The 26,989-nt window shown below is 52.2% G+C and carries 32 protein-coding genes and 1 pseudogene; 11 read left to right on the plus strand and 22 right to left on the minus strand.

The genetic code is table 11. The annotated features are described in order from the left end of the window. Window positions 1–74: 74 nt before the first annotated feature. Complete coding sequence (gene rsmI / locus LVQ77_RS13205) at window positions 75–941, minus strand: 16S rRNA (cytidine(1402)-2'-O)-methyltransferase (RefSeq protein ID WP_064515879.1); 867 nt, start codon at window positions 939–941, stop codon at window positions 75–77. 62 nt (window positions 942–1,003) lie between these two features. On the opposite strand from rsmI, the gene LVQ77_RS13210 reads away from it, so the two are divergent. From LVQ77_RS13210 to dolP, 4 genes are read left to right on the plus strand one after another with little or no spacing between them, the layout of a single operon-like run. Continuing rightward, window positions 1,004–3,079, plus strand: coding sequence for a penicillin-binding protein activator (locus tag LVQ77_RS13210; protein WP_232904650.1), 2,076 nt, complete (start codon window positions 1,004–1,006; stop codon window positions 3,077–3,079). Continuing rightward, complete coding sequence (locus tag LVQ77_RS13215) at window positions 3,037–3,432, plus strand: YraN family protein (RefSeq protein ID WP_064515874.1); 396 nt, start codon at window positions 3,037–3,039, stop codon at window positions 3,430–3,432. The genes LVQ77_RS13210 and LVQ77_RS13215 overlap by 43 nt, the downstream gene beginning before the upstream one ends. A 19-nt stretch (window positions 3,433–3,451) precedes the next feature. Continuing rightward, window positions 3,452–4,042: a DnaA initiator-associating protein DiaA gene (gene diaA / locus LVQ77_RS13220; protein WP_034461282.1), complete on the plus strand. Its 591-nt coding sequence runs from the start codon at window positions 3,452–3,454 to the stop codon at window positions 4,040–4,042. Window positions 4,043–4,051: 9 nt separating this feature from the next. Further along, the gene (dolP, locus tag LVQ77_RS13225) at window positions 4,052–4,627 is read left to right on the plus strand and encodes a division/outer membrane stress-associated lipid-binding lipoprotein (RefSeq protein ID WP_151994010.1); all 576 of its coding nucleotides are present in this window, start codon (window positions 4,052–4,054) and stop codon (window positions 4,625–4,627) included. A gap of 361 nt (window positions 4,628–4,988) precedes the next feature. Here dolP and LVQ77_RS13230 read toward each other — a convergent pair whose 3' ends face one another. Genes LVQ77_RS13230 through LVQ77_RS13275 form a run of 10 tightly spaced genes read right to left on the minus strand, consistent with a single transcriptional unit; the run spans window position 4,989 to window position 13,533 of the window. Next, on the minus strand, window positions 4,989–6,899 hold the full coding sequence (locus LVQ77_RS13230) for a BglG family transcription antiterminator (protein WP_232904651.1): 1,911 nt from the start codon (window positions 6,897–6,899) through the stop codon (window positions 4,989–4,991). A gap of 15 nt (window positions 6,900–6,914) precedes the next feature. After that, the gene (locus LVQ77_RS13235; protein ID WP_232904652.1) at window positions 6,915–8,021 is read right to left on the minus strand and encodes a lactonase family protein; all 1,107 of its coding nucleotides are present in this window, start codon (window positions 8,019–8,021) and stop codon (window positions 6,915–6,917) included. A 25-nt stretch (window positions 8,022–8,046) separates the two neighbouring features. Continuing rightward, a complete protein-coding gene (gene dagF / locus LVQ77_RS13240) occupies window positions 8,047–8,787 on the minus strand; it encodes a 2-dehydro-3-deoxy-phosphogluconate aldolase (RefSeq protein WP_232865645.1) in 741 nt (246 codons plus the stop codon). Then, window positions 8,784–9,902: a DgaE family pyridoxal phosphate-dependent ammonia lyase gene (locus tag LVQ77_RS13245; protein ID WP_232904653.1), complete on the minus strand. Its 1,119-nt coding sequence runs from the start codon at window positions 9,900–9,902 to the stop codon at window positions 8,784–8,786. Before LVQ77_RS13245 ends, dagF begins: the two co-directional genes overlap by 4 nt. Further along, complete coding sequence (locus tag LVQ77_RS13250; protein WP_232904654.1) at window positions 9,886–11,019, minus strand: amidohydrolase/deacetylase family metallohydrolase; 1,134 nt, start codon at window positions 11,017–11,019, stop codon at window positions 9,886–9,888. The genes LVQ77_RS13245 and LVQ77_RS13250 overlap by 17 nt, the downstream gene beginning before the upstream one ends. Window positions 11,020–11,065: 46 nt before the next feature. After that, window positions 11,066–11,707: a DUF4310 family protein gene (locus LVQ77_RS13255; protein WP_064515863.1), complete on the minus strand. Its 642-nt coding sequence runs from the start codon at window positions 11,705–11,707 to the stop codon at window positions 11,066–11,068. 11 nt (window positions 11,708–11,718) lie between these two features. After that, window positions 11,719–12,495, minus strand: coding sequence for a DUF4311 domain-containing protein (locus LVQ77_RS13260; RefSeq protein ID WP_064515860.1), 777 nt, complete (start codon window positions 12,493–12,495; stop codon window positions 11,719–11,721). A 23-nt stretch (window positions 12,496–12,518) separates the two neighbouring features. Beyond that, entirely contained in the window at window positions 12,519–12,815 is a 297-nt protein-coding gene (locus LVQ77_RS13265) for a DUF4312 family protein (protein WP_151994016.1), read from the minus strand. 2 nt (window positions 12,816–12,817) lie between these two features. Further along, window positions 12,818–13,180 (minus strand): SFCGS family glycine-rich protein, encoded by a 363-nt coding sequence (locus LVQ77_RS13270; RefSeq protein ID WP_034492950.1) that lies wholly within the window; start codon window positions 13,178–13,180, stop codon window positions 12,818–12,820. A 17-nt stretch (window positions 13,181–13,197) separates the two neighbouring features. Beyond that, on the minus strand, window positions 13,198–13,533 hold the full coding sequence (locus tag LVQ77_RS13275; protein WP_232865648.1) for a glycine dehydrogenase: 336 nt from the start codon (window positions 13,531–13,533) through the stop codon (window positions 13,198–13,200). Between the two features lie 631 nt (window positions 13,534–14,164). Here LVQ77_RS13275 and LVQ77_RS13280 point away from each other — a divergent pair. The 5 genes and pseudogenes from LVQ77_RS13280 to LVQ77_RS13295 all read left to right on the plus strand — a co-directional run bounded on the left by LVQ77_RS13280 (window position 14,165) and on the right by LVQ77_RS13295 (window position 16,391). Continuing rightward, the gene (locus tag LVQ77_RS13280; protein ID WP_232865649.1) at window positions 14,165–14,659 is read left to right on the plus strand and encodes a glutathione peroxidase; all 495 of its coding nucleotides are present in this window, start codon (window positions 14,165–14,167) and stop codon (window positions 14,657–14,659) included. Between the two features lie 20 nt (window positions 14,660–14,679). Next, a complete protein-coding gene (locus LVQ77_RS22375; protein WP_370645045.1) occupies window positions 14,680–14,892 on the plus strand; it encodes a helix-turn-helix domain-containing protein in 213 nt (70 codons plus the stop codon). A gap of 122 nt (window positions 14,893–15,014) precedes the next feature. Further along, window positions 15,015–15,152: pseudogene (locus LVQ77_RS22480) on the plus strand (type II toxin-antitoxin system RelE/ParE family toxin); the annotation flags it as partial. Between the two features lies 1 nt (window position 15,153). Further along, window positions 15,154–15,456, plus strand: coding sequence for a NadS family protein (nadS, locus tag LVQ77_RS13290; protein ID WP_232904655.1), 303 nt, complete (start codon window positions 15,154–15,156; stop codon window positions 15,454–15,456). Continuing rightward, window positions 15,453–16,391: a LysR family transcriptional regulator gene (locus tag LVQ77_RS13295; protein ID WP_232865654.1), complete on the plus strand. Its 939-nt coding sequence runs from the start codon at window positions 15,453–15,455 to the stop codon at window positions 16,389–16,391. The genes nadS and LVQ77_RS13295 overlap by 4 nt, the downstream gene beginning before the upstream one ends. On the opposite strand, the gene mdcH is transcribed toward LVQ77_RS13295, so the two are convergent. The 8 genes from mdcH to mdcA all read right to left on the minus strand — a co-directional run bounded on the left by mdcH (window position 16,375) and on the right by mdcA (window position 23,473). Beyond that, complete coding sequence (mdcH, locus tag LVQ77_RS13300; RefSeq protein ID WP_232904656.1) at window positions 16,375–17,283, minus strand: malonate decarboxylase subunit epsilon; 909 nt, start codon at window positions 17,281–17,283, stop codon at window positions 16,375–16,377. The two genes, LVQ77_RS13295 and mdcH, sit on opposite strands and share 17 nt — an antisense overlap. A gap of 2 nt (window positions 17,284–17,285) precedes the next feature. Then, window positions 17,286–17,903 (minus strand): malonate decarboxylase holo-ACP synthase, encoded by a 618-nt coding sequence (locus tag LVQ77_RS13305; protein WP_232904765.1) that lies wholly within the window; start codon window positions 17,901–17,903, stop codon window positions 17,286–17,288. Continuing rightward, entirely contained in the window at window positions 17,904–18,863 is a 960-nt protein-coding gene (locus LVQ77_RS13310; protein WP_154152092.1) for an AEC family transporter, read from the minus strand. Between the two features lie 138 nt (window positions 18,864–19,001). Further along, window positions 19,002–19,802 carry a biotin-independent malonate decarboxylase subunit gamma gene (mdcE, locus tag LVQ77_RS13315; RefSeq protein ID WP_232904657.1) on the minus strand — a complete coding sequence of 267 codons (801 nt, stop codon included), beginning with the start codon at window positions 19,800–19,802 and terminating at the stop codon, window positions 19,002–19,004. Continuing rightward, entirely contained in the window at window positions 19,799–20,632 is an 834-nt protein-coding gene (locus tag LVQ77_RS13320; protein WP_151994025.1) for a biotin-independent malonate decarboxylase subunit beta, read from the minus strand. The genes mdcE and LVQ77_RS13320 overlap by 4 nt, the downstream gene beginning before the upstream one ends. Then, the gene (gene mdcC / locus LVQ77_RS13325; RefSeq protein WP_232865657.1) at window positions 20,625–20,924 is read right to left on the minus strand and encodes a malonate decarboxylase acyl carrier protein; all 300 of its coding nucleotides are present in this window, start codon (window positions 20,922–20,924) and stop codon (window positions 20,625–20,627) included. The genes LVQ77_RS13320 and mdcC overlap by 8 nt, the downstream gene beginning before the upstream one ends. Before the next feature lie 9 nt (window positions 20,925–20,933). Beyond that, window positions 20,934–21,818 (minus strand): triphosphoribosyl-dephospho-CoA synthase, encoded by an 885-nt coding sequence (locus LVQ77_RS13330; protein WP_232904658.1) that lies wholly within the window; start codon window positions 21,816–21,818, stop codon window positions 20,934–20,936. Continuing rightward, window positions 21,818–23,473 carry a malonate decarboxylase subunit alpha gene (gene mdcA, locus LVQ77_RS13335; RefSeq protein ID WP_232865659.1) on the minus strand — a complete coding sequence of 552 codons (1,656 nt, stop codon included), beginning with the start codon at window positions 23,471–23,473 and terminating at the stop codon, window positions 21,818–21,820. Before mdcA ends, LVQ77_RS13330 begins: the two co-directional genes overlap by 1 nt. Before the next feature lie 362 nt (window positions 23,474–23,835). Between mdcA and LVQ77_RS13340 the strand changes: the two genes are divergently transcribed. Both LVQ77_RS13340 and LVQ77_RS13345 read left to right on the plus strand, forming a co-directional pair. Then, complete coding sequence (locus LVQ77_RS13340; protein WP_232904659.1) at window positions 23,836–24,186, plus strand: type II toxin-antitoxin system RelE/ParE family toxin; 351 nt, start codon at window positions 23,836–23,838, stop codon at window positions 24,184–24,186. A 1-nt stretch (window position 24,187) separates the two neighbouring features. Then, on the plus strand, window positions 24,188–24,487 hold the full coding sequence (locus tag LVQ77_RS13345) for a helix-turn-helix domain-containing protein (RefSeq protein WP_151994030.1): 300 nt from the start codon (window positions 24,188–24,190) through the stop codon (window positions 24,485–24,487). Between the two features lie 56 nt (window positions 24,488–24,543). Here LVQ77_RS13345 and LVQ77_RS13350 read toward each other — a convergent pair whose 3' ends face one another. The 3 genes from LVQ77_RS13350 to pmbA all read right to left on the minus strand — a co-directional run bounded on the left by LVQ77_RS13350 (window position 24,544) and on the right by pmbA (window position 26,989). Then, window positions 24,544–25,128 (minus strand): hypothetical protein, encoded by a 585-nt coding sequence (locus LVQ77_RS13350; protein WP_232865661.1) that lies wholly within the window; start codon window positions 25,126–25,128, stop codon window positions 24,544–24,546. A gap of 68 nt (window positions 25,129–25,196) precedes the next feature. After that, window positions 25,197–25,583, minus strand: a complete 387-nt coding sequence (gene cybC, locus LVQ77_RS13355; RefSeq protein WP_034461367.1) for a cytochrome b562 — start codon at window positions 25,581–25,583, stop codon at window positions 25,197–25,199. Between the two features lie 53 nt (window positions 25,584–25,636). Beyond that, window positions 25,637–26,989, minus strand: a complete 1,353-nt coding sequence (gene pmbA, locus LVQ77_RS13360; protein WP_151994033.1) for a metalloprotease PmbA — start codon at window positions 26,987–26,989, stop codon at window positions 25,637–25,639.

Below are 26,989 nucleotides of genomic sequence, written 5' to 3' on the forward strand. Positions count from 1 at the left end.
TACCATCGCTTATTTAAACCACACTAACAATAGCGATACCTGTAATGAAAGAGTGCGAGCATGCTCGGAAAACACTATTTCTCGCTGTTTTCTAAAGCATATTTATACAGCGCATTTTTCTTCACGCCGTGAATTTCAGCCGCCAGTGCTGCAGCCTTTTTCAGTGGTAGTTCCGTTTGCAGGAGTGCCAGCGTGCGCAGCGCATCGGCTGGCAGCGCGTCATCGACAGGGGCTTTGAAGCCTTCGACAATCAACACCATCTCGCCTTTACGGCGGTTTTCGTCTTCTTTAACCCAGGCAGCCAGCTCACCAATCGGTGCGCCGTGAATCGATTCCCAGGTTTTCGTCAGCTCTCGCGCCAGCACCACATAGCGTGATTCACCAAGCACAGCGCATATATCGTCTAAACTATCGAGCAGGCGATGCGTAGACTCATAGAAGATGAGCGTACGGGGTTCTTGCTCAATGGCTTTTAGTGCATCACGACGGCCTTTGGACTTTGCAGGAAGAAAACCTTCGTAGCAGAAACGGTCAGAAGGCAAACCAGCAGCACTTAATGCAGCAATCGCGGCACACGGGCCTGGCAGCGGCACCACGCGAATACCCGCTTCGCGGCAGGCACGCACCAGATGGTAACCAGGATCGTTAATTAATGGCGTTCCTGCATCAGACACAAGCGCGATGCTTTGCCCTTCTTGCAGTTTTGCCAGCAGGGTTTCTGCTTTTTGTTGCTCGTTATGATCATGCAATGCGAACATCCGCGCATTAATCGCAAAATGTTGCAGCAGCAAACCGGTATGGCGAGTATCTTCGGCGGCAATCAGGTCAACGCTTTGCAACACGGCTAATGCCCGCTGTGTGATATCGCCGAGGTTACCGATGGGTGTCGGAACGATGTAGAGCGTGCTGGCAGAAATAGCCGCCGTTTCGAGTTGTTTCATTGTTTCATCCGTATTGCCGATTTAATATTGAACACTGAGATAAAAATTACACTGGATACAGAATGGTACCGTCTAAATTTATTCGTTCTAAAGCCGGGCGTTGTCTGCCTGTTATGTTGGCCGCGCTAATATTCGCCGGCTGTACAACTAAAGCACCAGACCAGTCTGCTGCCCATATTCAGGGCGAGGCGACTGCTGATTCAGCGTATTACCTGCAACAAATGCAGCAAAGTAGCGATGATAGCAAGACCACCTGGCAATTACTCGCCATTCATGCGCTGTTAAAAGAAGGCAAAACTCAGCAAGCCGTTGATCTCTACAATCAACTGCCAAAAGAGATGAATGAAGAACAAGTGCGTGAGCAGAAGTTACTGGCAGTCGAGGTGAAAGTTGCCCAGAAGGATTTTGCTGACGCCAACACGCGCCTGAGCAAAATCGAGCTTTCTACACTCAATAAAAACCAGCAAACTCGCTACTACCAGGCGGTTATCGACGCAAGCCAGAACCGCCCGTCGCTTGAACTGCTGCGCGCGTATATTGCACAAGAACCTATGTTGACCGGCCCTGCTCATCAGAAAAATATCGACGGTACATGGCAGGCACTGTCTCAGATGACACCGGAGCAGATGAATTCGCTAGTCATTAATGCCGACGAAAACACGCTGCAAGGCTGGCTGGATCTGCAACGCGTCTGGAACGACAACCGTAACGATCCCGAAATGCTGAAAGCCGGTATTAAAGACTGGCAAACGCGTTACCCGCAAAACCCAGGTGCGAAAACGCTGCCAGCTCAACTCAGCAATATGCAGAATTACAAACCTGCCTCTACTGAGAAAATCGCACTGTTGCTGCCATTAAGTGGCCAGGCCGCTGTATTTGGTCGCACTATCCAGCAAGGTTTTGAAGCGGCGAAAAATATGGGCTCCGCACCAGTCGCACAAACTACGGCTCCGGCGCAGGTTGCTGATACCAACGGGCAGCCTGTTGACACCACTCAGGCCGCATTGCCGAAACCCGCAGATCCAAATATGGTCGCAAGCCCGGCGGCGGCATCAGTTGATGATTTAACTCAACAGCCTGACGCAACGCCAGCAGCTCCGGCCCCTCAAACGGCTCCACAAACACAGCCAGCTGCAGCTGCAGCAGCTCCTGCCAATCCGTCTGCGGAAGTTAAAGTCTACGACACCACCACACAACCGCTGGCTCAGATACTCGCTCAGGCCCAGCAAGATGGTGCAACGATAGTTGTCGGCCCATTGCTTAAAAACAACGTCGATCAGTTAGCAACAACAACTTCCCCGTTGAATATCCTGGCGCTTAACCAACCAGAAAACGTGCAGAACCGTGCAAATATCTGCTATTTCGCCCTGTCGCCAGAAGACGAAGCGCGTGATGCAGCCGATCATATCTGGCAGCAAGGCCATCGTGCTCCGCTGTTGTTGGTTCCGCGTAGCGCCCTTGGCGATCGCGTCACTAAAGCTTTTGCCGATGAATGGTTGAAACTCGGTGGTGGCACAGTACTACAGCAGAAGTTCGGTTCAACGGCTGAGCTAAAACAAGGGATTAATAGCGGTTCAGGTATCGCGCTGAGCGGCACTCCGGTTAACGCCGCAGTTGCTCAACCGGAAGCCGTGACCATTGGTGGGCTGACAATTCCTGCTCCACCAACAGAGGCACAAATTACGGGTGGTACATCCGGTGGCGTAGATGCAGCCTACATCGTTGCAACGTCTGACGAAGTCGCATTGATCAAACCAATGATCGCCATGCGTACTGGTAGCCGCAGCCCAGCGCAACTGTATGCCAGTTCGCGTAGCTCTCAGGGTGTAAGTGGCCCGGATTTCCGTCTGGAAATGGAAGGTTTGCAGTTCAGTGAAATCCCGATGCTTGCCGGCAACAACCCATCGCTGATGCAGCAAGCGCTTGGTAGCGTGAATAACGATTACTCACTGGCACGTCTTTACGCCATGGGCGTGGACGCGTGGTCACTGGCAAATCACTTCTCTCAAATCCGCCAGGTCCCTGGCTATCAGGTGAATGGCAATACCGGCACGCTTTCTGCAACCCAGGATTGCGTCATTAACAGGAAGTTAAATTGGCTGCAATTCAGTCAAGGTCAAATCGTTCCGGCATCCTGACCCGTCAACAAGCTGGCGCGCGCTACGAATTAGAGGCGCGCCGCTTTCTTGAACGCAATGGACTGCGTTTCATCGCCGCAAACGTCCATTCTCGTGGCGGCGAAATCGACCTCATCATGAAACACGGCAGCGTTATCGTCTTCGTAGAAGTGCGATATCGCCGCTCAAACCACTTCGGTGATGCAGCCGCAAGCATCACTCGCCGTAAGCAACAAAAATTATTACACACTGCTTCGTATTGGTTAGCCCGCACATCAGGAAGTTTTGATACTGTGGATTGCCGTTTCGATGTGTTAGCCTTCACCGGCAATGAAATAGAGTGGTTAACCAACGCGTTCACCGCAGATGTTTAAAGTAACCAGGTAAACTAACGTGCTCGAAAGAATCAAAGTCTGCTTCACGGAAAGTATTCAAACCCAGATTGCCGCAGCGGAAGCTCTGCCAGATGCTATCTCCCGTGCAGCAATGACACTGGTTCAGTCTCTGCTTAACGGCAATAAAATCCTTTGCTGTGGCAACGGCACGTCTGCGGCCAACGCCCAACATTTTGCCGCCAGTATGATCAACCGCTTTGAAACTGAGCGACCGAGTTTACCTGCCATTGCACTTAATGCTGATAATGTGGTCTTAACCGCGATTGCAAATGATCGTTTACACGAAGAAGTGTATGCCAAACAAGTACGTGCGCTCGGTCAAACCGGTGATGTTTTACTCGCCATTTCGACCCGCGGAAACAGTCGTGATATCGTCAAAGCGGTAGAAGCCGCCGTAACGCGCGATATGACGATTGTTGCACTAACTGGTTACGATGGCGGGGAATTGGCCGGGCTATTAGGGCCACAGGATGTGGAAATTCGCATCCCTTCTCACCGCAGCGCGCGCATTCAGGAAATGCATATGCTGACGGTAAACTGCTTATGCGATCTGATTGATAATACGTTATTCCCTCACCAGGACGATTAAGGAGTACAGATGAAGGCATATAAGCCACTTGCAGTCCTTATTACTGCGCTACTTCTACAAGGTTGTGTTGCTGCCGCAGTAGTGGGTACCGCAGCAGTCGCCACTAAAACGGCGACAGATCCGCGTTCAGTCGGTACTCAGGTTGACGATGGTACGCTGGAATTGCGCGTAAATAGCGCACTTGGCAAAGACGAGCAAATTAAGAAAGAAACGCGTATCAACGTGAGTGCGTATCAGGGCAAAGTGCTGTTGGTTGGGCAGTCGCCTAATTCCGAACTCTCATCGCGTGCCAAACAGATTGCGTTAGGCGTTGATGGCACCACAGAGGTGTATAACGAAATCCGTAACATGGCGCCAATTGGCCTGGGAACGGCGTCTAACGATACCTGGATAACGACCAAAGTGCGCTCGCAGTTGCTGGCAAGCGATCAGGTAAAATCGACAAATGTGAAAGTCACCACCGAGAACGGCGAAGTGTTCCTGTTAGGTTTAGTCACTGACAGAGAAGCCAAAGCTGCGGCAGATATTGCCAGTCGCGTCAGCGGTGTGAAGCATGTGACGACTGCGTTTACGATGCTGAAGTAATCCTCCACGGAAGCTGTCTCTTGGTCATATCTGTGTGAGTCGCGAGACAGTTCCGTTCACCCGATGTTCCGTGTTTCATATAGCCACTGTACCGGTGAACGTCTTAGGGTGGCCGCCGTCGCCACCCTAAGAACCCGGACTCCCGGCAAATCAATCGCCGCAGCGGCAATTTAATCACCGGGCGACGGGGTCGCCAGGGGGATGTCGTTATCCCACTGGCACGTTCACCGTTTGCAGGAATGAAAGAGATAACTGAACGCTCGGGTGAACGGAAAATCAACGAGGCTCAAAGATCTCACCCTGACAAAATGCCCGGGTGAGTTGTGACTAAGAGACAGCCCTGTGGGAGAGGCTACTCCCCCTAAAACCGACTCAAACAATCCATTGCCACCGCTTTAAACTCCTCAAAATTCTTACTATCGCGCAAACGCGGCATCGCCCTTTCACGCAGAAACGTGACAAACAGATCGTAAATCGCCATCGCTTCTTCGTACTCGCTTTTACTGATAGCAAGCAAGAAGATGACATGTGCCGTCTCATCTCCCCAGCGAATACCTTGTGGTGCAAGCACGGTGTACACCACGGTTTTGTTCGCCATCAGCCCCAATGAGTGAGGCAGTGCAATCCCCTCACCCAACACAGTGCTGACAATAGCCTCGCGCTCGACCACCGACGGATAAAAATCAGCAGCAACATAGCCTTCGCCCTCAAGCTGCTGGCATAGCGTGCTGAACAACTCCTGCTGAGTCATCGGCTCATCAACGACCCGGAAATGGCTGGCATCAAAGAATTTTTCCAGCATGTATGGGCGTGTGCGGTCCACCAGCACCAGTTTTCCCAACTGTTCAAGTTGGTACTCTGTCGGGAAAGGGGCCACCACCACAGTGGGCTTTTGTTTATCGCTAATGCGCGCCGTGGAAATAACAAAATCCTCTTCCACGTCGTCGAGCTGTTCATAATCGCGCAGGGAAATGATCCGCGTGACCTCAATTTGAGGGTATTTACGCAGCAGCATCGCCTGAATCATCCGTACCGTGGAGTTCCCGGTATCGCAAACCAGCAGCACGCGCGGATGGCGCTGATAACCAATGTTGTAGTGCCGCTCAAGTCCCACCCCAATATGCAGCACCAGGAAACCAATTTCGTTTTCGCTGATGACATATGGCGTGTATTTCCCCCAGCTCGACACCGCCGCAAGCGTCATGTCATAAGCCATCGGATAGTGTTGTTTAATATTGCCTAACAGGGGATTAGGAATATTTATCTGATAGCGCACACGGGTAATCATAGTTTTGATATGCGTGAGCAAATCAGCATGTAGCTGCTTATCGGTCAGTAGGTTGTAGTTATAGTTGTTGTTGATAAAGCTCAGAATGTAATTCACCAGCGCTTCATCGTCGTCAGCACTGATAGCGCTCGCCGCCACCTCTTGCACCTGGCGCGAGGCAATATGAACTTGCAGCCATTGTTCTTCCGCTTCGGAAAGCGCTTTACCGGCAAGCGCCTGTAGCAGTACGGTGATTTGTTTTGCAGCTTCGCGCACCGCTTCGTCTACATTATCGGCGCTAAATTCCGGCAGTGGGTAACCCTCACTGATACGGCGAACCGCAACGGCGCAGTATAAACGGATAAACTGTTCACCTTCGTCAGTCAGGCGGATACGGCAGCGCGTAAAACAATTGTGCAGTTCTGCCGCCAGTTGTTCTGGTACGCCTGCATTGAGCACTTCTTCAGTCAGCAGTGGATTTTCGCAATCTTCCTGCGTGAGTTTCCAAAGCAGATCGGTCAGACAGGCACGTACCGACATTTCACTGCCAAACAGCTTCATGCCGTGGCGCGGGCGGGTTTCAATCGTCAAGTTGTAGCGGGCCAGCCAATCACGAACTTCAGCCATATCGCTTTGCAATGTCGCACGGCTAACAAACCACTCTTCGGCCAGATCTTCGAGTTTTAATGAGAAGGCAGACGTCAGAAAACGCACCACTAAATAGTGCACACGCTCCGGGGAATTACGGGGAATACGCAGTTGGCGTGAAGGCTGCTGCTGGAGTTCTTCATACAGCGCCGGGTCTGCAATATTGAGCTGATAACCCGCTCCGCGATTGAGGACAAACTGCGCGCCATGCCCGACCATCAGCGCATTTAAAGCGGTAATATCCGCGCGCACGGTGCGAGTAGAAACGGATAATCGCCGCGCCAGTTCATCCTGGAGCAGCGTCTCGTTTTGCAGCATTTCAAACAGTTGGGCCAGACGTTGGTTTGGGAATCTCACTGCCGTTTCCTTTCGTTAATCGGGCGCAGCACCTGTCAAAACCATCTGTGACGGGCTGCCAACCGCAATGTAATCCTCAACAAAATTCAGTTTTCCAGTCGGCTGCGCCACGCTAAAACGCGCGATGTTATCGCTGCGCTGATTCATCACGTACAGATACTTTTCATTATGGCCGAGCGTTAGCGTGCGCGGGTAATCACCCCGCGTCCAGACGTGCTCCACAAGTTCCAGCCTGCCATTCGGGTTCAAGCTAAAATGCCCAATACTGTTATGCAAACGGTTCGCCACATATAGCTGTTTCCCGTCTTTGCTCAACACCAGTCCTGACGCAAAGCTGGTGCCCTTGAACCCCTTAGGTAGCGAGGAAATACTCTCGCCCTCGGTTAGTGTTCCTTTGGCTACATCAAGTTGGTAGTGGGTAAGCGTAGAAGATTCTTCGTTGATCAACCATAAGCCATCACCCTTTGGCGTGAATACAAAATGACGTGGCCCTGCACCTTGCGATGAGGCGTCAATATAGGGAGGATCGTTTGGCGTGAGTTTGCCGTGGGTTTTATCGAAACGATATTGATAGATCCGATCGAGTCCAAGATCGGTGGTAAAGATGAATTTACCACTGGGATCGGCGGCGATCATATGTGCATGCGGGCCACTGTGGCCGCTGGCCGCAAAACTGCCTTCCACGGCAGCTTCTGGTTTTTTGGCGCCCGCGGGCCCTACATCCTGTTGAATATCCGTGGCCTGGCCCAGGCTGCCATCGCCCTTGACTGGTAATACGGCAACGGAACCGCTGCCGTAATTCGCCACCAGCAAATGCCGCTCGTCCGGCGTAAGCGTGAGATAGACCGCCCCAGCACCGCCCGATGAAACCTGATTCAGTTCAGTAAGATTGCCATCATCCCCAACACGCAACGCTGCAATCACGCCATTTTCAGTTTCGCTTGCCACATACAGCGTTTTACCCTCTTTCGAGGCGGTGAGCTGCGCGGCATTCGGCAGTTCACTGACCAGCGTTTTGCGGGTCAGCGCACCGGTTTCGGCATCGACATGAAAACGGTAAATCCCTTCACCATTTGGGTTGTAGGTACCGACCCAGGCGAATTGCGTTTGTGTTGCGGGCATTGATGATCCTCATGGTTATCAGGTTTTAGCCAACCAACTTCTTCGTCATATCCAGCAAAGTACGCACATCTTCCGGACGTGTATTACCGCTCGCTTTATCAATAATTGAGCTGTAAATATGCGGAATGATCTTACTCACTCCCGTATCCAGTGCGATCTTCAGGATTTCTTCGTAGTTCTCAAGATCGATCCCGCCAGTCGGTTCCAGCCAGAAATCGTGTTTTGCACAAGCCAGTGCCACCGCATGGAACTCATCACGGTATTTCAGGCCACCCATCGGGAAATATTTGATTGAGCTGCCGCCCATATCTTTGAGCAACGCGATAGCGGTATCTACCGGCACAATACCGTCAGAAGAAGCTGAACTCAGTGGGCCGGTGGAAATTTTTACCATCCCGACCATTCCCGTTGGAGAAACCAGGCCATTGACCACGCTTTCATTTTGCCCAAGCAACGCACGACTTGCACCCACGCCGGTAAACACCTGGTTTACGTGCTGCGGTTGCACCTGGCGGGAGATTTCACTCACCATTGCCGACTGGTTTGGGTCACCTGCGCCAAGGCCAACAGAAAGCGCATTTTCGATCAATGCCGCATATTCACGCATATCCGCTACGGCAGTTGCTACATCAGGGTAATTTTTAGAAAGCACGCCCACCAGAACATGGCCTTCTGCAGCGTCATAAATCTCTTTCGCGTTCTCTTTCGAACCCGCCAGCACATTCAGGCATACACGGTCACGATAAAAATTCGGGGTCAGTTTCATGCCTGCTTCTCCTTGCTTACCAGTGCGTTAATGCAGTGATAAATAATCTCTAGCTGTTGTGGGCTGACGCTGCGCACATCGGCTTCGATAATCCCTTCGTTGGCTTTGTAACCCCGGAAGAAAATCGCGTACTCGCCCTGCTTTAACGCGCTCACTAACTCGACGGTACTGGTGCCAATCGCCGCTTCATCGAACTTTATCTCGGTACGCGCAATATCACGCCCAGCGGCATCCCACACTACACGTGCACTCACGCCATCAAGGGTGTTGAGGCTCTCAATAAACGGCGTCATTTTTTCGACCATCTGCGCGCCGCTTTCTTTGGCTGCCGTTAAATAGTGTTCGATGGCGCAGGTCAGGCCAAGAATACCTTCTTTGCCTACTTTCATGGCGCGGCCAATGCCACCTGTTTGCAGCTTCACCCACTCAACGTACTGCGCTTTACCAATCACCAGGCCGCTGGTTGGCCCTTCAATGGCTTTTGCGCCGCTGTAAATCACCAGGTCCGCACCTGCGCGGTAGTAGCACTGCAAATCTTCTTCCGCTGCTGCATCAACAATCAGCGGCAGGTTATGTTTGCGCGCCACGACAGCAGCCTGCTCTACGCTAAGCATGCTTTTCTGAACCGAGTGATGCGATTTGATATACAAAATTGCGGCAGTGCGTGGGGAGATGGCAGCAGCTAATTGTTCGGCAGAACATTCGTTGGCATAACCGGCTTCCACCACTTTGCCACCACCGAGATAAACCATCGTACCCACCGGCGCACCGAAGTTCACGTTGTGGCCCTTCGGCAACACAATTTCGTTGTTCTCAAGTGGCGTGCCGTGCAGGTTTTCAATCAGCCAGGCGTTGTCCTTCACAAGTACTGCCGCCACAGATTGCGCGATACCCGCAGATGCGCATGACACTACTGTTGCGGCTTCAACATCCAGCAGCCTGGCGATGTACTCCCCGGTTTTGTTCACCAGGTCTTTCATCTCAAAGTAATGATTCATACCGTTAGTCACGGCTTCAACCACTTCCGGGCGCGGGGTAGAAACACCGAGTGCCGTCATGCGGCCAGAGGCATTAATGACTTGTTTTAAATTATATTTCTCATAAATCGAAGACATGTTCTTGTTTCCCTTGTTCGGTCGTAAACCATTTCCCGGCGCGAACGGCGGCAAGTGCCACCAGCAGTTGTTCGCCCTGGAGCGTCTGATTTTCGGAATCGGTAAATACCGTCGGCTGGCGGCGTTGGGCAAAAATCGTCAGGTCGCCATCAAGGCCAACGGACAAGCGCCCTTTATTCGTCAGGCGTAAACCTTGCGCGGCATGCGCGGTAACGCAATCAATCACTTGTGGCAGCGACATGCCAATGGAGAGGAATTTGGACATCACCACGCCGAGGCTATGCACCGGGCCGTTAATGCGGTTGCGGCAGTAAATATCGGAGCTGATGGTGTGTGGCAGAATCCCTTTGCTGATGGCGATTTTCGCCACTTCGAAGCTGAAACTGGCGGAACCGTGGCCCACATCAAGACGCACGCCACGCTGAATGGCGCTTGAAATTGATGCCCGCAATTCACCGGCAGATGTCAAAATGCGGTTCGGTTTGCCGTTGTAGCAGTGGGTAATGATGTCACCGCTTGTCAGCAAATCGGCAATTTCATCAAGGTCAGGCGGGTTATTACCGATGTGTACCATCAGCGGTAAGTTACCGTTTTCGCGCTGGATTTCTTTCGCGCGCTCCAGCGGTTTAATGCCGTTCATGCCGACTACGCTGCTGCTCATGCGCGCTTTGATGCCAACGATAAAACCAGGATGGCGTTTCACCGCATCACGTGCGGCGATTTTGTCGATATTCGTCATATCCGACAGCTCATTCTGCGCAATCAGCCCGACGCGAGAGATGTTCAGTAACGCGTAAACATCCGTCGTCGCTTTGCGAGTTAGCTCGTAAAACTCGTCGATATCGTCAGCGCCTGTGCTCCCGGCATCAACAACGGTCGTCACGCCTGTATTAATGCCGATGCTGTCCGGGTCATCGTGATAGATGGGGGATTTTTGGTAACAGTGGACGTGGGAATCAATCCAGCCTGCGCTGACATAATATTCGCCATTGAGCTGGCGCTCTTCTTGCGCCTCACCGGTGACCTCGCCAAGTGCGGCAATTTTTCCATCTTTCAGCGCGATGTCGATAACGGTGTCATCCACCAGACACGCGTTGCGCAGGATTAAGTCGTACATGATTTTTCCTCGCTGGCGGATGGCACGCGCCATCCGCCAAAAAGTTCTACAAAGCAATCGGGAAGAATGCCCCAAACAGCATTGCGCCAAGAATCGCGCCACCGGTAATCGGCTTGTTCCACAGATAAAACAGCAAAGAACCAATCAAGGATCCGATACCAATCGGAATAGAAGCGGTCATTGCGCTCAGGATAATCAACGGGCCAAGGAAGCGGCCGGATGCGTTACCCGCCCCCATCATGACGTCTGCCCCGTAGGTTGAGTTGCTCTGGTTGACGGTGAATTTACGCGCCAGAATAATCACATATCCAATCGCCAGGCCAATCACCAGCCCTGTCACCAGCGATGCCGCAAAGTTCGCGACAGGGAAGATAATGCCCGCGCCAAGTAACAGCGCCGGAACGCCAAGACCTACGCCGGTTTGAATCGCACCGCCGATATCCAGAATCCCGACCAGCGAACCTTCAATGATGCGGGCAAACAGGAAGCTGGCACCAAATGCGGCGACTGCGCCATACACGCCGGTGTCGATTCCGGCACGCAGCATGGAAACAAACGCCACTTCGTTAAATGCGCCAATGCCGTAGAGGTAATACATGTGTGTCCCGGCGAACACGCCGGAAGAAAGCAGGCCAACGAAAATCGGGAATGACCAGTCGGCGTACCAAAAACCTTTATTCGTTTCCATCACAGGCCCCCTTATTTTCCGCTCATCGAGTTATGGATCAGACTGAGCCAGTCCGGCACGGTCAGATGGAAGGATTCGATCATCTTCATATCGAAGCCACGGAAGAAGCCACTCAGCACAAACAGCGCGATAATCGCCACCATCATCACTTTAGTGACGTGGTTCCAGCCGCTCTCTTCCACGCCTTTACCAATCAGGATGCCAAGCACCAGACCAGGTACGGCGTTGCCCATAATCAATTGCGCACAGCCACCGAAAATCGTGGCCCAGAAGCCTGATTTTTTACCGGCATCAATCGCCGCCAGCCAGAAAATCACTGGCATGATGATGGTCACCAGCAAGTTCGCCGCAGGGACCAGCACTTTTACTGCGGTAACCTGTAGTGCAGCGGGAACGGCAGACGCGGTGGTGTTAAGGAAGGCCACTACAATCATGCCGATGATGCCGCACGCGACAGCCATTTTGCGCGGGTCGTGCAGGGTCTCTGCCACATTACGATTTTTCATCATCAACGCGGCGGCACCCCAGTGTGGGATGATTCGGTGGTCAACGTCCTGAGTAAAAGCACCCGCCGCAACGGACGATGCCCAGGCGTTGAAGAAGAAACCTAAACCAAATGAGAAGTGTGAAGCCGGGTCGCCTTCGCAGGAGTTCAGCTCGCCCAGAGTACGAAAAGCACCCATACCTTGCGTGGTCGGCGCATGAAACATACGTGCAGCCCCGGCGCCCACTCCAACGCCAACCAGACCGCCGATGATTAGCGATTTTATTAATATAATTAAGAACATCTGTCTGTCCTTTCTGTGTGATTTTATTGGGGGATGAAGTCTACTTTGTCCATATTGATGGCCGTCACACTGACTGAAACATCCAGCTCCACGCTGAACATCTGTTTTTCACGTTTCAGAAAGAAGAACAAAAAAGCCTCTTTCTTGACCTGCACTCGCGCCTGAACAACCTGCACATCCTGTGGCTCAATACGCAGTAAAATGTGGGGAGATGACTTCATAACCGAGCCCTGAACATGGTTCAGAGCATCAGCAAAGGCCTTGGCTTTAGTGTCGCCACGACCTTTCACTCTCACCGTTTCGGAGAAGTGTTCTTTCATACTCACTGACCGTACTTCTTGGCCCAAGCTTGCACCAGACGCTCGCCCAGCTCTTCTTTATCCATAAAACCGAAGCCCAACACGTTGTTGCCTTCGTTGATTGCCGTCACGCCTTCATCCACTGAACGCATGCCGTACTTGGCTTTGTAGCCGTGTTTAGTTTGCGCGGTGATAGCGCCCGCACCGCCACTGCCGCAGAAAGAGATACCAAAAGTGGCGTTTTCTGCTTTCATCACGTCGCCCAGTTTCATATCAGCGGCAACACCAGGAATAACCACGGCACGGCCGCCTGCTTTCTCAATCCCTGCTGCCACTTTTTGGCCTTTACCCAGGCGGTCGCCGATCACTACGGTAATTTGTTCCATTTGAATCTCCTGATTATTCAAAGATTGTCTTTCGCGACTTCGAAATGCACTGACAACAACCACGCTTCTTCAATCGGTAAATTGCCAAATTGCTCCACCACTGCTTTTGCCATTTCCAGAGAGTCATCAGAAATTTCCTCAAACAGGCTTTCTTCAACTTCTGGCAATGGTTCGCCGGTCAGTGACCGGTGCGCCATGGCGCGAACGTGGGATGTCAGCATCTGTTCCTGAACTGCGTTTGGCGTAATGTTTCGGCCTTCCAGCAGCGTCCTGATAAATGCCAACACTTGCTCCGTAAGTTGTGTGGCGTCGGTACTTCCGGCGTCATTAACCTTTACCGCTCCGTTATTCACACTGCATACCTCGTTTACTGATATGGCTCTAAGGTATCGGCGAGGGTTAAAGGTTTGTAGCGAGTTGTTTTCCACTTGGAAGTGGAAATCCCGGAGGCAAGAGTGATATGCGCCACAAAAAGCGGCCGATTCATGATAATTCGCTGGCTTAATGTGATTACAGTCACGGATTAAAGAGGTCGAATCTATTGGTGACAGTGATAGTTTTTGAGCAAAATTGTGATATGAGGGGCGTTTTGCGGGAAATATTGGAAAGACTTATGAGTGTGGGATAGGGAGTTGGTTGGGCTTAGCTTAAGACCGGAGTTAGGTTAAGACTGAGATACCCGGGGCGACCACCGGGTTTGGCGTCCCTCCGGGAACCAAATCCCGGTGTTTCCCCTAATTCATTGGCTTTAGTGAATAGCGTTATCCAGGGAATAGTGGGAGAAGGATTTATAGTTCTTTTGATGGATTTGGTAGTACGGGCATAATCAGAGGGTGACTGTCGCTTAAGTCCTGTAAGTTCAGCGGGTCGATGCAACGCTATCCTTAAACAAGGGGGGCGTAGCCATGAAACGAAGAACGCGTATTTACTACACGCAACGTGGCAATGCTAACGTCAAACTGATTGTGTTCTGAGGATTCCGATATGACCACCTTTCATCAACTTACTGCCACCAGTCTGCGTGGCCAGCCCATCTCTATGGCCGACTATGCTGGCAAGTTGGTGCTGGTGATTAATACCGCCAGCCATTGTGGCTTCACGCCACAATACGCAGGCCTTGAAGCGCTCTACAAGAAGTACGCCGCCCAGGGTCTGGTGGTGCTTGGTTTCCCCTGCAACCAGTTCGGTAAGCAGGAACCCGGCAACGCCGACGAAATCGCGCAGACCTGTCACATCAACTACGGCGTGAGCTTCCCGATGTTCGAGAAAGTAGAGGTCAACGGTGCAGCAACGCACCCGGTGTTTCGTTACCTGAAGGATGAATTGCCCGGTGTGCTGGGTGGGCGAATCAAGTGGAACTTCACTAAGTTCCTGATCGGACGCGATGGCAAACCGCTCAAGCGCTTTGCACCTTTCACCACCCCAGAGAAAATGGAAGCCGCAATCCTTGCTGCACTTGAAATCAAAGTGTCCCTGTAATTTGAACCATTCATTTTTAGATATCTTCCGACTGGCATAAAGCCGAAATTATTGCTTCGCTGCATAAGAAAGGCTTTTCGCTGGATGCTCTCGCGCGCGAAGCTAATCGGGTATCTTCAATTTTAGCGAATGCGCTTTCTCAACTATCCCCTTCTGCCCATTATTTTCACAACCACCTATTTTTTAACGATAAAATTACTTATTGCGAGGCTCTGCGCAAAGTAGTGCGATAGCGTTAGGGGAGTTGGCAGAAATTCGTAGAATACATTTCTTAGTGCCTCACAAGTGTACATAGTACCCCTCGTGATATACTCTATCCCCAGACAAGGAAAGTCCCCCCGTTGAGCCATGCGCCAGAGTCATTTATTTTCTCGCAACCAAAGAGGTTGTCTATCTGGTGATGGCCTACCCGAAAAGTACTAAAGAAAACCTGACTGATGCGGAAAAAGCAGATCTCAAGGAATTGACGAAAATACTGAAAAACGAGGTGTGATATGAGCTTTTTTGACGACCTGAAAGCGTCCCTTGAAGAAGCGGTCGACATTAAAAACGGCGTTCAGACTCCCGCCCGTGTCACCCGCTATGAGAATGCTGATGTAAAGGCAATCAGGGAACAGTTGAATGTTTCACAAAGCGAGATGGCCAAGGCGCTGGGTACTAGCGTTGATACCATCAAAAGCTGGGAGTCAGGAAGACGTAACCCAACCGGACTTGCTGCGAAGGTGCTGGCCGTTATTCAGACTAACCCCACTTTTTTCCAGGAACTTGCCGCAGTGCAGTATTCAGGCCATCAATGAAAATAGACGCAGAAATCACCTTCCGAAAACTCGAAATATTCATGGTGTTTATGGAAAAGGGAAATATTGCCCGTACTGCTGAGGCGCTGGGGATCAGCGGCGTCAGCGTCCATCGTGCGCTTCACACGCTTGAAGAAGGCGTGCGCTGCCCGCTGTTCATCCATAAAGGCCGCAATCTGGTACCACTACCCGCGGCGTTAACCCTACTGGAATACAGTAAAGAAGCCGTAGCGTTAATGGCGCGTGGTATTGCAGAAACGCGCCAGGCGGCTGGTGTTGGTCAAGGTCGGTTACGCATCGGCACGCTCTATTCGCTGACTCTCGAAACCGTACCGCGCCTGATCATGGGAATGAAATTGCGCCGCCCTGAACTTGAGATGGATCTCACCATGGGTTCCAATCAGATGCTGTTAAACATGCTCGAAGATAGCGTGCTGGATGCAATTCTGATTTCGATTTCGGAAAGCGAAATCGACCGTAACCGCCTCGAAGTGCTGCCGTTATTTCAGGATGATATTTTCCTCGCCGCCTCCAGTACTTTCCCTCTCGATACCAGCAAACTTGCCGATCTTCGTGATTATCATAGTGAGAAGTTTGTTTCGTTAGCCGAAGGGTTTGCGACCTATAACGGGTTCCAGGAAGCGTTTCACATTGCAGGTTTTGAGCCTGAGATTGTGACGCGCGTGAACGATATTTTCTCGATGATCAGTCTGGTACAGGCAGGTGTGGGACTGGCATTAATGCCGGGGAGAATGAAGAAAGTGTATGAAAACTCAGTGCAACTGCTGAAGCTCGCCGAGCCTTATCAAATGCAGCAATCCATTGCGATTGTCTTTGCCCGCAATCGCGAACACGATCCAAACTTGCTGGCACTTGCGGCCGAAGGCCGCATGTACGCCCGTTCGTTTATTGATACGCCTAACGCGCTGCTTTAGCCCGTTCGGTGAGACGTTGAAGTACCCCAACGCTGTTGTTTTCCGCGCAGACCATTTCGCCTTCACGGAATGCCTGCCGCGTGAGTCCAGTCAGTACGCTGCCCGGCGGCATTTCAATCGCCAGACGCACATCGCGTTCGTTAGCGGCAATCATCGCATCACGCCAGCGCACGGTGCGCGACATGTTCAGTGCTAAATCTTCGGCAATCTGTTCTGGCTGCCAGGCCACGCGAGCAGTGCTGCCGCTAAGATACGTACAATGCGGGCGATTCAGCGTTATATCGGCAAACGCCTGTTGCAGTTTTAGTGCAGGTTCAGCCAGTAATTCACAGTGCGATGGCACGCTAACCGCCAGCTGTTTGGCTTTCTGCGCGCCAGATGCCAGCGCTTTTTGCGCCACGGCAGCCATCTCTTCGTTACGTCCGGCAATCACGATTTGCTGCTCAGCGTTAATATTGGCGATGTATGTTCCGCTACCTTCCACCAGCCGCTCAACCTGGTTGAGTTGCAAGCCAGTAATGGCAGTTAAACCATAACCTTGCGGATACGCCTGCTCCATTAAATCGCCACGCAACGCCACTAAACGCAGCGCGTCTTCAAAACTTAACACCCCTGCCACCACCGCCGCCGGAAATGCGCCGATAGATAAACCACAGACCATATCCGGCTGCACGCCGTTGCGCTTGAGTTCTTCGGCGCAAGCCACGCCAGCAATCAGCAGGCAAAGTTGAACGGCGCGGGTATGTTTCAGGGCATCTTCGGTATCGAGTGTATCGGCTTCATCGCCTAACACGGTGCGAACACGCGCCATGATGTCACCATCTTGCGGTAACTTCTGCAACATACCTAAACGTTGCGTTCCCTGTCCGGGGAAAGTGAAGAGAATTTTCATGCTTATCCCTTTATTGCCCACGGGTCGCTCACCAGCTGCGGCCCACTGCTTGTTTTCAGCAATACGCGCCCGTCGCGTAGCCATTCCGCCAGCGCAAAAGCGCCGTGGGGCGTTTCGATTTGAGTATCGGCGCGGCACAACAACTGGCCGATAACTTGCTGCCATTCCAGCAACGCTTCACGCGTAGCCCGTTCGGGGCAACGGATGATTAAGTCGAGATCGCTATCGGCATGAAGTACCGGGACTTCGGTCGCCAGCGCGTAGCCGACGCTGCCGGTAATGCCCCAAACCCAGGGCCATTCACGCAAAGCGAGTTGAATTGCCCCCTGAACAGGCGGCATTGAAACAAACGGAGATTTGACTAAGAGATCGCGGGAGGCCAGTGATTCCGGGGAAACGACGCGTTTAATCTTTGCGGCATTTACCCAACCGGCTGCCCGCTGGTCGCGGCGCATTCCACGAACACCGACCGGAATGCGCCCTTCACGATTCACATCACGCCGCACCACCACTGGAAGCGCGAGCCGCCACTGGCTTGCCACCCACTCTTCACTCACACCTTCAAGCGCGTCGCTATCGGTTAACCAGAGCAGGTCGTGTGGGCGTGGTGTGTTCATGATTTACATTCCTGAAGTCAGAGAAATAAACAGCGGTAACGACAGGATAGAGAGCACGGAGCTAAGCAGCAAGACAGCTTCTGCATCCGGAGACTGCACGCCGAAACGGTTGCCGAACACCACGCCGAAGAAGCCCGCAGATAGCGCAATCATCAGGATCGCGGTGATAGCAACCGGCCCAGTCAGACCCAACGCCAGCACGATACCCCAGGCGATGAACGGCTGAATCAGCAGTTTGGTCACAGTCGCGACACAAACCACGGTGTTGATTTTCAGCTTACGAGCCGAAAGGATCACACCGGTCAGGAACAGCGCCGCAGCGGTCGCAGACATACCCAATGGTTTGATAGATGACAGCAGCAGGTCAGGCATACGAATGCCAATCGCGGACAAAATCACACCCAGCAGCGGGCCCCAAACGATAGGTTTTTTCAGCGAACGCCACATCAGAACAGGCAGCATTGCGAGGGTTGAACCCACTGCTTCGCCAGCTGCACGCGCTTTTTCACGCTCCAGAATCATCAGGCAGAACGGTGTCATCAACACGGAACCACAGGCGATGGAAACCGCAACGGAAAGAGAGGTTGCAGAACCTTCGCCCAGAACGCTGCCCAGAATTGGCAGGCCAAGCGCCGCATAGTTTGGCAACGCAACGGTCAATGTCAGTACAGCCGCATCCTGCGGAGATTTTTTGAATACTTTGGTCGCCAGGAAATAAATCGCAGCGTAGGTAATCCACATCGCCAGAACCAACACGACACTCATCGGTGACTGTTTGACGATACCTGCCCACGGAGTCTGAACCGTTGCGCTAAACAGCGCGGCTGGCAGGGCGAAATCCATTACAAAGATATTGAGCAGGGAAACATTTTTGTTATCGACCATCTTCGCTTTACCGGCGAAAAAGCCAAGCAGCATGATGACAAAAATGGGCGCAAGAGCATGAACAATTACGTAAGTCATAACTTCACCTGTAGTTAAAAAAAGAATTCCAGCACCGGTGCGATGGTTATTATTTTCAGGCGGTTAATTTTTATTGGGCACTCTAACGGTGCCCATTATTACCGTCTGGCAGGTCTGTCTTTTTAAACTCTATCGCAACTACCAGGCTGCGCGCATACGCTCGCGAACCAGCGCCGAGCTTTGGCGATTTTTCGCATTCAGTCTGTTTTTCAGGGTGTTATCGGTACGCGCTTCACGAACAGCCGTGACCAGTGCCGCATTTACTTTGTCCATATCGTCGCTTTGCGGTGCTTCCGGATGAGCAATTTCAAGCAATGCAGATAACAGGCCCAGGGTTTCGTAGTTGCTGATGTCATAAGCCATCGGCGGGATGGTGGCGGCCAGTTTTTCCAGCGCTTCCACGGTACGCAGTGTGATACGCGCTGCGGACTCTTTACCCATCGCATGGATCATCACGCCGGAATCGTTGAACGCAATCAGGCGGTTTGCCTGGTAGCCGTGTGCCAGAAACGCACCGGACATCGCTTTGCCAACAATCAGGCCCACAACCGGGTGGCCCGCCAGACGCGCATTGGCATAAGCCGCTGCCGCACCGGCCAGTGCCTGGTGGATACCGAACGCTTCTTCGCGGCGGCCATAAGCCTGGCTCGGAACGTCGATCACCGCCACGATGGCGCGTTTCTCTGATTTTTCAGCATCTTCTGCGATGGTTTCGCTAATTACTTTCGCCAGTGTCCAGCCTTCTAGCAGACCCACTTCCCCACCTTTAGCGCGTGGATAATGGTTATTTTCGTCTGGCACGACCGCGATAAAACGGGCGGCTTTGCCATCAACGCTGCCATCGGCAACCTGAACGGAAGCGCACAGGCCAGCCATACGTGGTGCGTTAGCAGTGAGTTTGTCCAACCAAATGGCGGCGCGATTCAGTTTCTGGCTCATGCGCGTTTCTCCCCAAAAAGCTGTTTAATCTGTTCGGAATCAGCCTGTTTCGTAGTATCGAAATTACTCAGGCGTTCGAGATACCACGCATAGTTATCGGTGCGATGCGCAGCAGGAACACCTTGCGCGATTGCCGCGTTAACCGCTTCTTTAACCGCGTTAACGCCATCGCCCACCAGCGTTTCGACCAGGCCGCTCTCAAAGCGAACTTCGCCACCGGTCATGCTCCAGATAAACGGACGGTTACGTGAATCGTATTCGTCGATACCCGCTTCCTGTTCGATAACCTGCGGGCCATTCAGACCCAGACGCGCTTCGCGAGTCACGATTAAGTGGCTGCAAAGTGCGGCTGCGATAGACATCCCGCCAAAGCAACCAACTGTTCCTGCGACGACGCCAATAACTGGCGTGTAACGGCGCAAATCTACGATCGCTGCGTGAATATCAGCGATTGCTGCCAGGCCAAGGTTTGCTTCCTGTAAGCGCACGCCGCCGGTTTCGAGACATAAAACGGCCTGAGTTGGGATGCCGTTACGGTTATCTTCCGCTGCCAGTTCAAGGGCTGCGGCCATTTTCGCGCCGGAGACTTCGCCCATGCTGCCGCCCTGGAAAGCGCCTTCAATAGCGATCACCACTGCCGGGCCGCCGTTGATGGTGCCTTTGGCAACAACCATACCGTCGTCGGACTGCACCACGATGCCCTGCGCTTCCAACCACGGAGAAACGATGCCTTCGAATGGGTCAAGCAGTTCGCGGAAGCTGCCGTCATCAAGCAGCAAACGCGCACGTTCACGCGCTTTGAGTTCGATAAAGCTGCTGTCGTTACGCATGGCTCACCCCTTCAAATACTTGTTCGATACGAATGCGTGCCACGCCTGGCGTCGCACCAAAATCGTGGATCTGCATCTGCCCCGCAGGAATGCTGGTCAGTTCGCCCAGACGGGAAAACAGTGCCTGCCAGCGTTGCTCGCTGTTATCTACAGACGTGGTAATGGCGATGGTCAGGGTATCGCCCTGAGTCGCGGTAAACAGAACTTCCATATCACCGGAGCCAACTACACCCGCCAGCGCTTTGCCGCTAACGGTGCGAGTTGCCGGAAAAGACAACGTAATGTGTTCCATAACACCCTCTTAAAAGTGTGAATGTTGCGGTAATGGGGTAATCGTCGCGTTATCGCAGGCGATGCGGTCAATCAGCAGCGTGGCGGCCAGCAAATCTGCGGCCCCACCCGGTGAGGCATTGAGTGCCAGCATCTCTTTATCGAGCCAGGCGAGCGCCGCGCGGCCTTGAGATGTTGCCGAACCACCAGCAACCAGTACGCTACGCGCGCCGTTTTGCATGGTTTCCAACCCTTCAAGCCCGGCGCGAGACAACACGCAGGTATCGCTAAGCGAGGTCATAATGGCCATCAGTGCATCAAGCCGCGCCTGCGGTTCCGTTGCTCCGTTCTGGCGACTGCGGCGCAGTTGCGGCAGAGCCAGTTGCATGATGTGCGGGAAGCCAAGTTGCGCCTCTTCGCGAGCGCCGGGAACCTGATAACGCCGTGTTGCGAGTAGCCCCTTACTGAAAACTTTTGGTGCTGAACTGTCTGGCAGGCTGGCAAGTTTTGCGGCACTTGCCGCAATTTCTTCACTGCTGCCTTCAAGGCCGTGCATCGCGGCGGCAGAGACCAACAAACCGAGCGCCCAGATAGCGCCCCGGTGAGTATTCACTCCGCCTGTAGCCATCATCATCTGCGCCTCACCTTCACGACCTAAGCGGCCGACGAGTTGGCGCAGAGCGATATCTGCCGGGCGCTGCCAGCTTTGCAATGCCAGCGCATGAAACGTCGGGGAAAGGCTGTGCGCAGAGCGCTCCATCAATTCCAACGTCAGGTCGTGATGTGCACCACTTCCCCGACTGTCCACAAGACCAGGTTTCGGGCTTAAGCGTGCTTCTGTGATCAAGCTTTGGGTGGCAACCCTTGCAAGCCATGCAGCGCTGCCTTCACTCCCAATCTGTGGCTGTAGTTTCATTACCAGCTCCGGAATTTCGCAGGTGGGTTATACAGACCGTCAGACCATTCGACTAAGTCCGCCACGCTGCTGGCTGCCAGCAGTGAACGGGTCGCATCGGTGCGACGAATGCCCATATCTTCCGGGAAGACCACTTTGCCGCTTTGGCGCAGTGCGGCAACGCGTTTCGCATCCACGCCCAGACCGATATCGGTAATACCCGCAACGGATGCCACCATCGCGCGGCGTTCTTCCATGCTTTCAGCACGATACAGATACGCGATGCCTTCTTCGGTGAGCACGTGAGTCACGTCGTCGCCGTAAATCATTACCGGAGCCAGCGGCATACCGGAGGATTTAGCCACGTCCACCGCATCGAGTTTTTCCACGAACGTTGGCTTAACACCAGCCTGGAAGGTTTCGACCATCTGAACAACGAGCTTACGGCCGCGCTGCATCAGGTCTGGTTGAGCCTGCATCGCAAGCCAGGCAGCCGTTGCATGGCGACGACCATGTGGGTCATGGCCCATGTTTGGCGCACCGCCAAAACCAGAAAGACGACCGCGAGTCACCGTAGAGGAGTTGGCGTAGCCATCAACCTGTAACGTGGAACCGATAAACATATCGACTGCGTACTGGCCTGCTAACTGGCAGAACGCACGGTTGGAGCGCATGGAACCGTCGGCACCGGTAAAGAACACGTCCGGACGAGCACGCACGTACTCTTCCATACCCAGTTCGCCACCGAAGCAGTGAACAGTTTCAACCCAACCGCTTTCGATAGCAGGGATAAGCGTTGGGTGCGGGTTTAGCGTCCAGTGTTTACAGATTTTGCCTTTCAGACCGAGCTGTTCGCCGTAGGTTGGCAGCAGCAGTTCAATGGCGGCAGTGTTAAAGCCGATACCGTGGTTGAGCGATTGAACCTGATGTTCTGCATAGATGCCTTTAATCGCCATCATCGCCATCAGAATGTGTTCTTGCTTGATAAGACGCGGGTCGCGGGTAAACAGCGGTTCGATAAAGAACGGTTTGTCAGCCACAACCACGTAGTCAATCCACGAGCCGGGAATATCCACGCGCGGCAGGTCGCATTCGTCATCAACCAGTTCGTTAACCTGAGCGATAACAATACCGTCGTGGAATGCAGCAGCTTCGACCAGTGCTGGCGTGTCTTCGGTGCTGGCGCCGGTATACAAGTTACCTTTACGGTCAGCTTTAAAACCGGCAATCAGTGCCACGTTTGGTGCGAGATCCACATACAAACGGGAATAGAGTTCGATGTAGGTATGAATGGCACCAATCTCTAACTGACCGTCTTCGAGCAGTTGCGAAATACGCAGGCTCTGGGTGCCAGAGAAGGAGAAATCGAGCTTGCGGGCGATACCTTTTTCAAAAATATCAAGGTGTTCGCTACGCCCGACGCTCGGCATAATCATATGCAGGTCGTGAACTTTGGATGGGCTAACTTCAGCCAACATGCGGGAAAGGAAATCCGCCTGTTTTTGGTTATTGCCTTCAAGCACCACGCGATCGCCGGGAGCGATCAGTTTTTCCAGCATATCAACAAGATCTTCGGTTGGAAGCACCTTGCCCTGCACGTTGGTGGAAGCCATACGACGCAGTTTCTCAGTGCGGCGTGTGTTCCACTGGCGTGCTGGCTTTTGGAAAGCCGTCATTTTAACCTCCTGATTCAGCCAATCATTCTGATTTGCTTTAGCTTGGTTAAATTGTGCGCCTCACTGGTTAGACCATCAATTAAGCTCGGGAACCAATCATTAGCCTTAGAGTAATAATGGACTTTTGGTTTTGTGATCGGGGTGGAAGGCGAGCATTGAATTGATGGGCTAGCGACTTACCTAAAAATCCAACTTACGAGAAAGGCCGCATCGTGAAGCTGTGAAAATAGGATGCTGGCAGCTAGTTTGTAGAATGCGCTCGATTCTTCACGAGAAAAGCGCAATTTTCATTTCGCTTTCTTTTAAGTTCATAGCTAAAAGGCTATGATTGAACAATAGCCTTCTGGCTATGGGATAAAGTGATGTGGAACGTTCTGACAACGGAAGTTTTTGATCAATGGTTTTTAGCGCAAAACGAAATGCTCAGAGAAAATGTCCTTGCGATGATGGGGTTCCTTGAAGAGTTTGGTCCGCATTTGGGTCGGCCGTATGTCGATACCTTAAAAGGCAGCGTATTTCCCAACATGAAAGAACTTCGTATTCAGCATGCCGGAAACCCGATACGTGCCTTTTTCGCTTTTGATCCACAACGCCAGGCCATCATTTTATGTGCTGGTGATAAAACCGGGAAAAACGGGCAGCAATTTTATCGCAGTATGATTCTGCGGGCTGAATCAGAGTATCGTAATCACTTGGCAAAACTGGAGAGGTAATATGTCTACTTACAAAGAGTTGCTGTCACAACAAAGCCCTGAAAGCCAACAGCGTATTGCTAAAAAAATCGAAGTTTTACGCCAGGAATTAATACTCAGCCAGTTGCGTGAAGAGCTCAATATTTCACAGACTGAATTGGCCCGAACCATTGGTGTATCACAACCAACGCTCGCAAAAATTGAGAAAACCGGCAATGACCCACGGTTATCAACTCTTAAACGTTATGTGACAGCGCTGGGTGGGGAACTGAGTATTGATATCACTCTCCCTAACGGAAAGCGGGTGGCGTTTCACCTTTGACTGAAAAAACTCTCCTCTTCCCACGATGCAGAAAGAGGAGTTTAAAGCATCAGCTATTATGATTTAGCCGGGTGGGCAGTGATTTTGATTGAGTCGGTGTAAGTCACGCGCACGCTTTGGTTCACTTTCAGATCTTTCAATTTTGCCTGAACTTTAGGGTCTTCAACGGTTACCGTTTTTTCCTGACCTTTTGGTCCGACAAATGTGATTTCATTCTTTTTCAGATCGATGTGTTTAATTTTCAGCTGAACGTTAACCTGGCGGAAGGCTTCGTGCTCAGGTGAACCACTGGTCGCTTTTTCCATCCCTTTGGTGGTTGAAGCCGTAGGTGCGGCTTTATCAACGTTGGTATCAAAAGCAATAGCAACGGAACGCGTTACGGTAGTATCAACGGTATCGCCCGCTTTGATATTCGCCAGCGTGCCGGCTTCTTCTGGAACGTTGAGAGAGACTTTATTCCCTGCTTCCCCTTCCAGCACCACAACATGATTTTTTTGATCAACAGAAACAACTTTCGCGGAAAAATGATCGGCCTGGAAATCACCTGCTACAGGCAGGACGGTTGCATTAGCGGACATGATACTGAATGCCAGTAGGGAAACAGTAGCAGCACCTTTAATGAAGGTTTGAATCGGTTTCATAAATCAGATGTCCTTATAAGATAAACAGATATGTTCCGGCCCCTTAGGGGTTAGGGGCCAGTATGAGCTTAGCGGTATTTTTTATGGTAGGCATTGCGAGTGGTTTTAAATTCTTCTGCTGCTGCCTGCGCTTCTTTTACTTTGCCTTCGTTGGCAAGTTTCAGCGCACCGTCAATCTGTCCAACCAGTAAATCCAAACCGTGGCGATAATCCTTCATCTCGGCACTATCTGCCGCTTTGTTCTCGAGTTTTGGTGGTGTGCCCTTTTGCGCATCCAGCGCTGCGGTTCGCATGTTGTTTAGCGAGGTTTTTAACTCTGCCGCGTTATCGGTCTTCAACACGGTTTTGTAGTTTTCAGCGATGGTATCCATATCATCGCCAACATCTTTCGCCATTACAGCGCCAGTAAATAACACGGACGATACTGCCAACATTGCAATTAATTGCTTACGCATTGACTCACCTTTTTTATTAGAAAGGCGCGGCAGGACGCGCCTGTTACGGTTAACTACTGACCGGCGATTTTCATCTCCGGCAGTAACACTGAACCACATTGAATATTACTGCGCTTCTCAATATCACTACCAATTGTGACCATTTCACGCCACATATCTTTCAAGTTTCCAGCGATAGTAATTTCGCTTACTGGATATTGAATTTCGCCGTTTTCGACCCAGAAACCGGACGCGCCGCGAGAGTAGTCGCCAGTAATGCCGCTTACGCCCTGACCCATCAGCTCGGTCACCACCAGCCCGGTGCCCATCTCTTTAAGCATACCCGCGAAATCCAGGCCTCGCCCTTCGATACGCCAGTTGTGGATACCACCCGCATGACCGGTGCTTTTCAGACCCAGTTTGCGCGCGGAATAGTTGGTCAACAGCCACTGTTGCAGGACACCGTCTTTGATAATGTCGCGGCGTTCTGTGCGAACCCCTTCGCTATCAAATGGTGTAGATGCCAGGCCTTTGAGCAAATGTGGATGCTCTTCAATGGTCAGCCATTCCGGCAGGATTTGTTTGCCAAGAGAATCCAGCAGGAACGTGGATTTACGGTAAACCGAGCCGCCCGCAATCGCGCCCACTAAATGCCCGAACAGGCCCGTTGCCGCTTCAGCGGCAAAAATAACCGGCGCTTTCATGGTAGACAGTTTGCGAGGAGACAGGCGCGCAAGCGTACGGCGAGCACATTCGATACCCACTGATTCTGGGCTGTCGAGATCTTCCATCGCACGGCCAATGGTGTAGGCGTAATCACGCTCCATCTCACCATTAACTTCTGCAATAACACAGCTGGAAAGCGAATGGCGCGTTGAACAGTAGCTTTGCAGCATACCGTTGCTGTTACCGAATACTTTAATGCCGTAGTGGCTGTTAAAACTGCCGCCTTCAGTATTATTGATGCGCTTATCGACGTTCAATGACGCATTTTCAGCGCGAGCAGCCAGTTCAATCGCGCGGTCAGCGTCCATTTCCGTTGGGTGGAAAAGGTCCAGGTCTGGCGCTTCATAAGCCAGTAACTCTTTATCTGCCACACCCGCAAACGGGTCTGGTGAGGTGTAACGGGCGATATCCAGCGCCGCCTGCACGGTGCGCGCTACGGCATCCGGGCTAAGGTCTGTTGTGGATGCGCTACCTTTACGGTTTTGATGATAAACGGTGATGCCTAACGCACCATCGCTGTTAAATTCGACGTTTTCCACCTCACCGTATCGGGTACTTACGCTGATACCAGTGGTTTTACTGACGGCAACTTCTGCGCCATCGGACTGAGCGGAAGCCAGTTCCAGCGCCTGAGATACCGCTTGTTCCAGAACCTGACGTTGTTGTGCTACTTGCGTGTTTACTTTCATCGCTACTGCCAT

The sequence above is a fragment of the Buttiauxella cochleicola genome, assembly GCF_021282435.1.
In the GTDB taxonomy this organism is placed as follows: Bacteria; Pseudomonadota; Gammaproteobacteria; order Enterobacterales; family Enterobacteriaceae; genus Buttiauxella; species Buttiauxella massiliensis.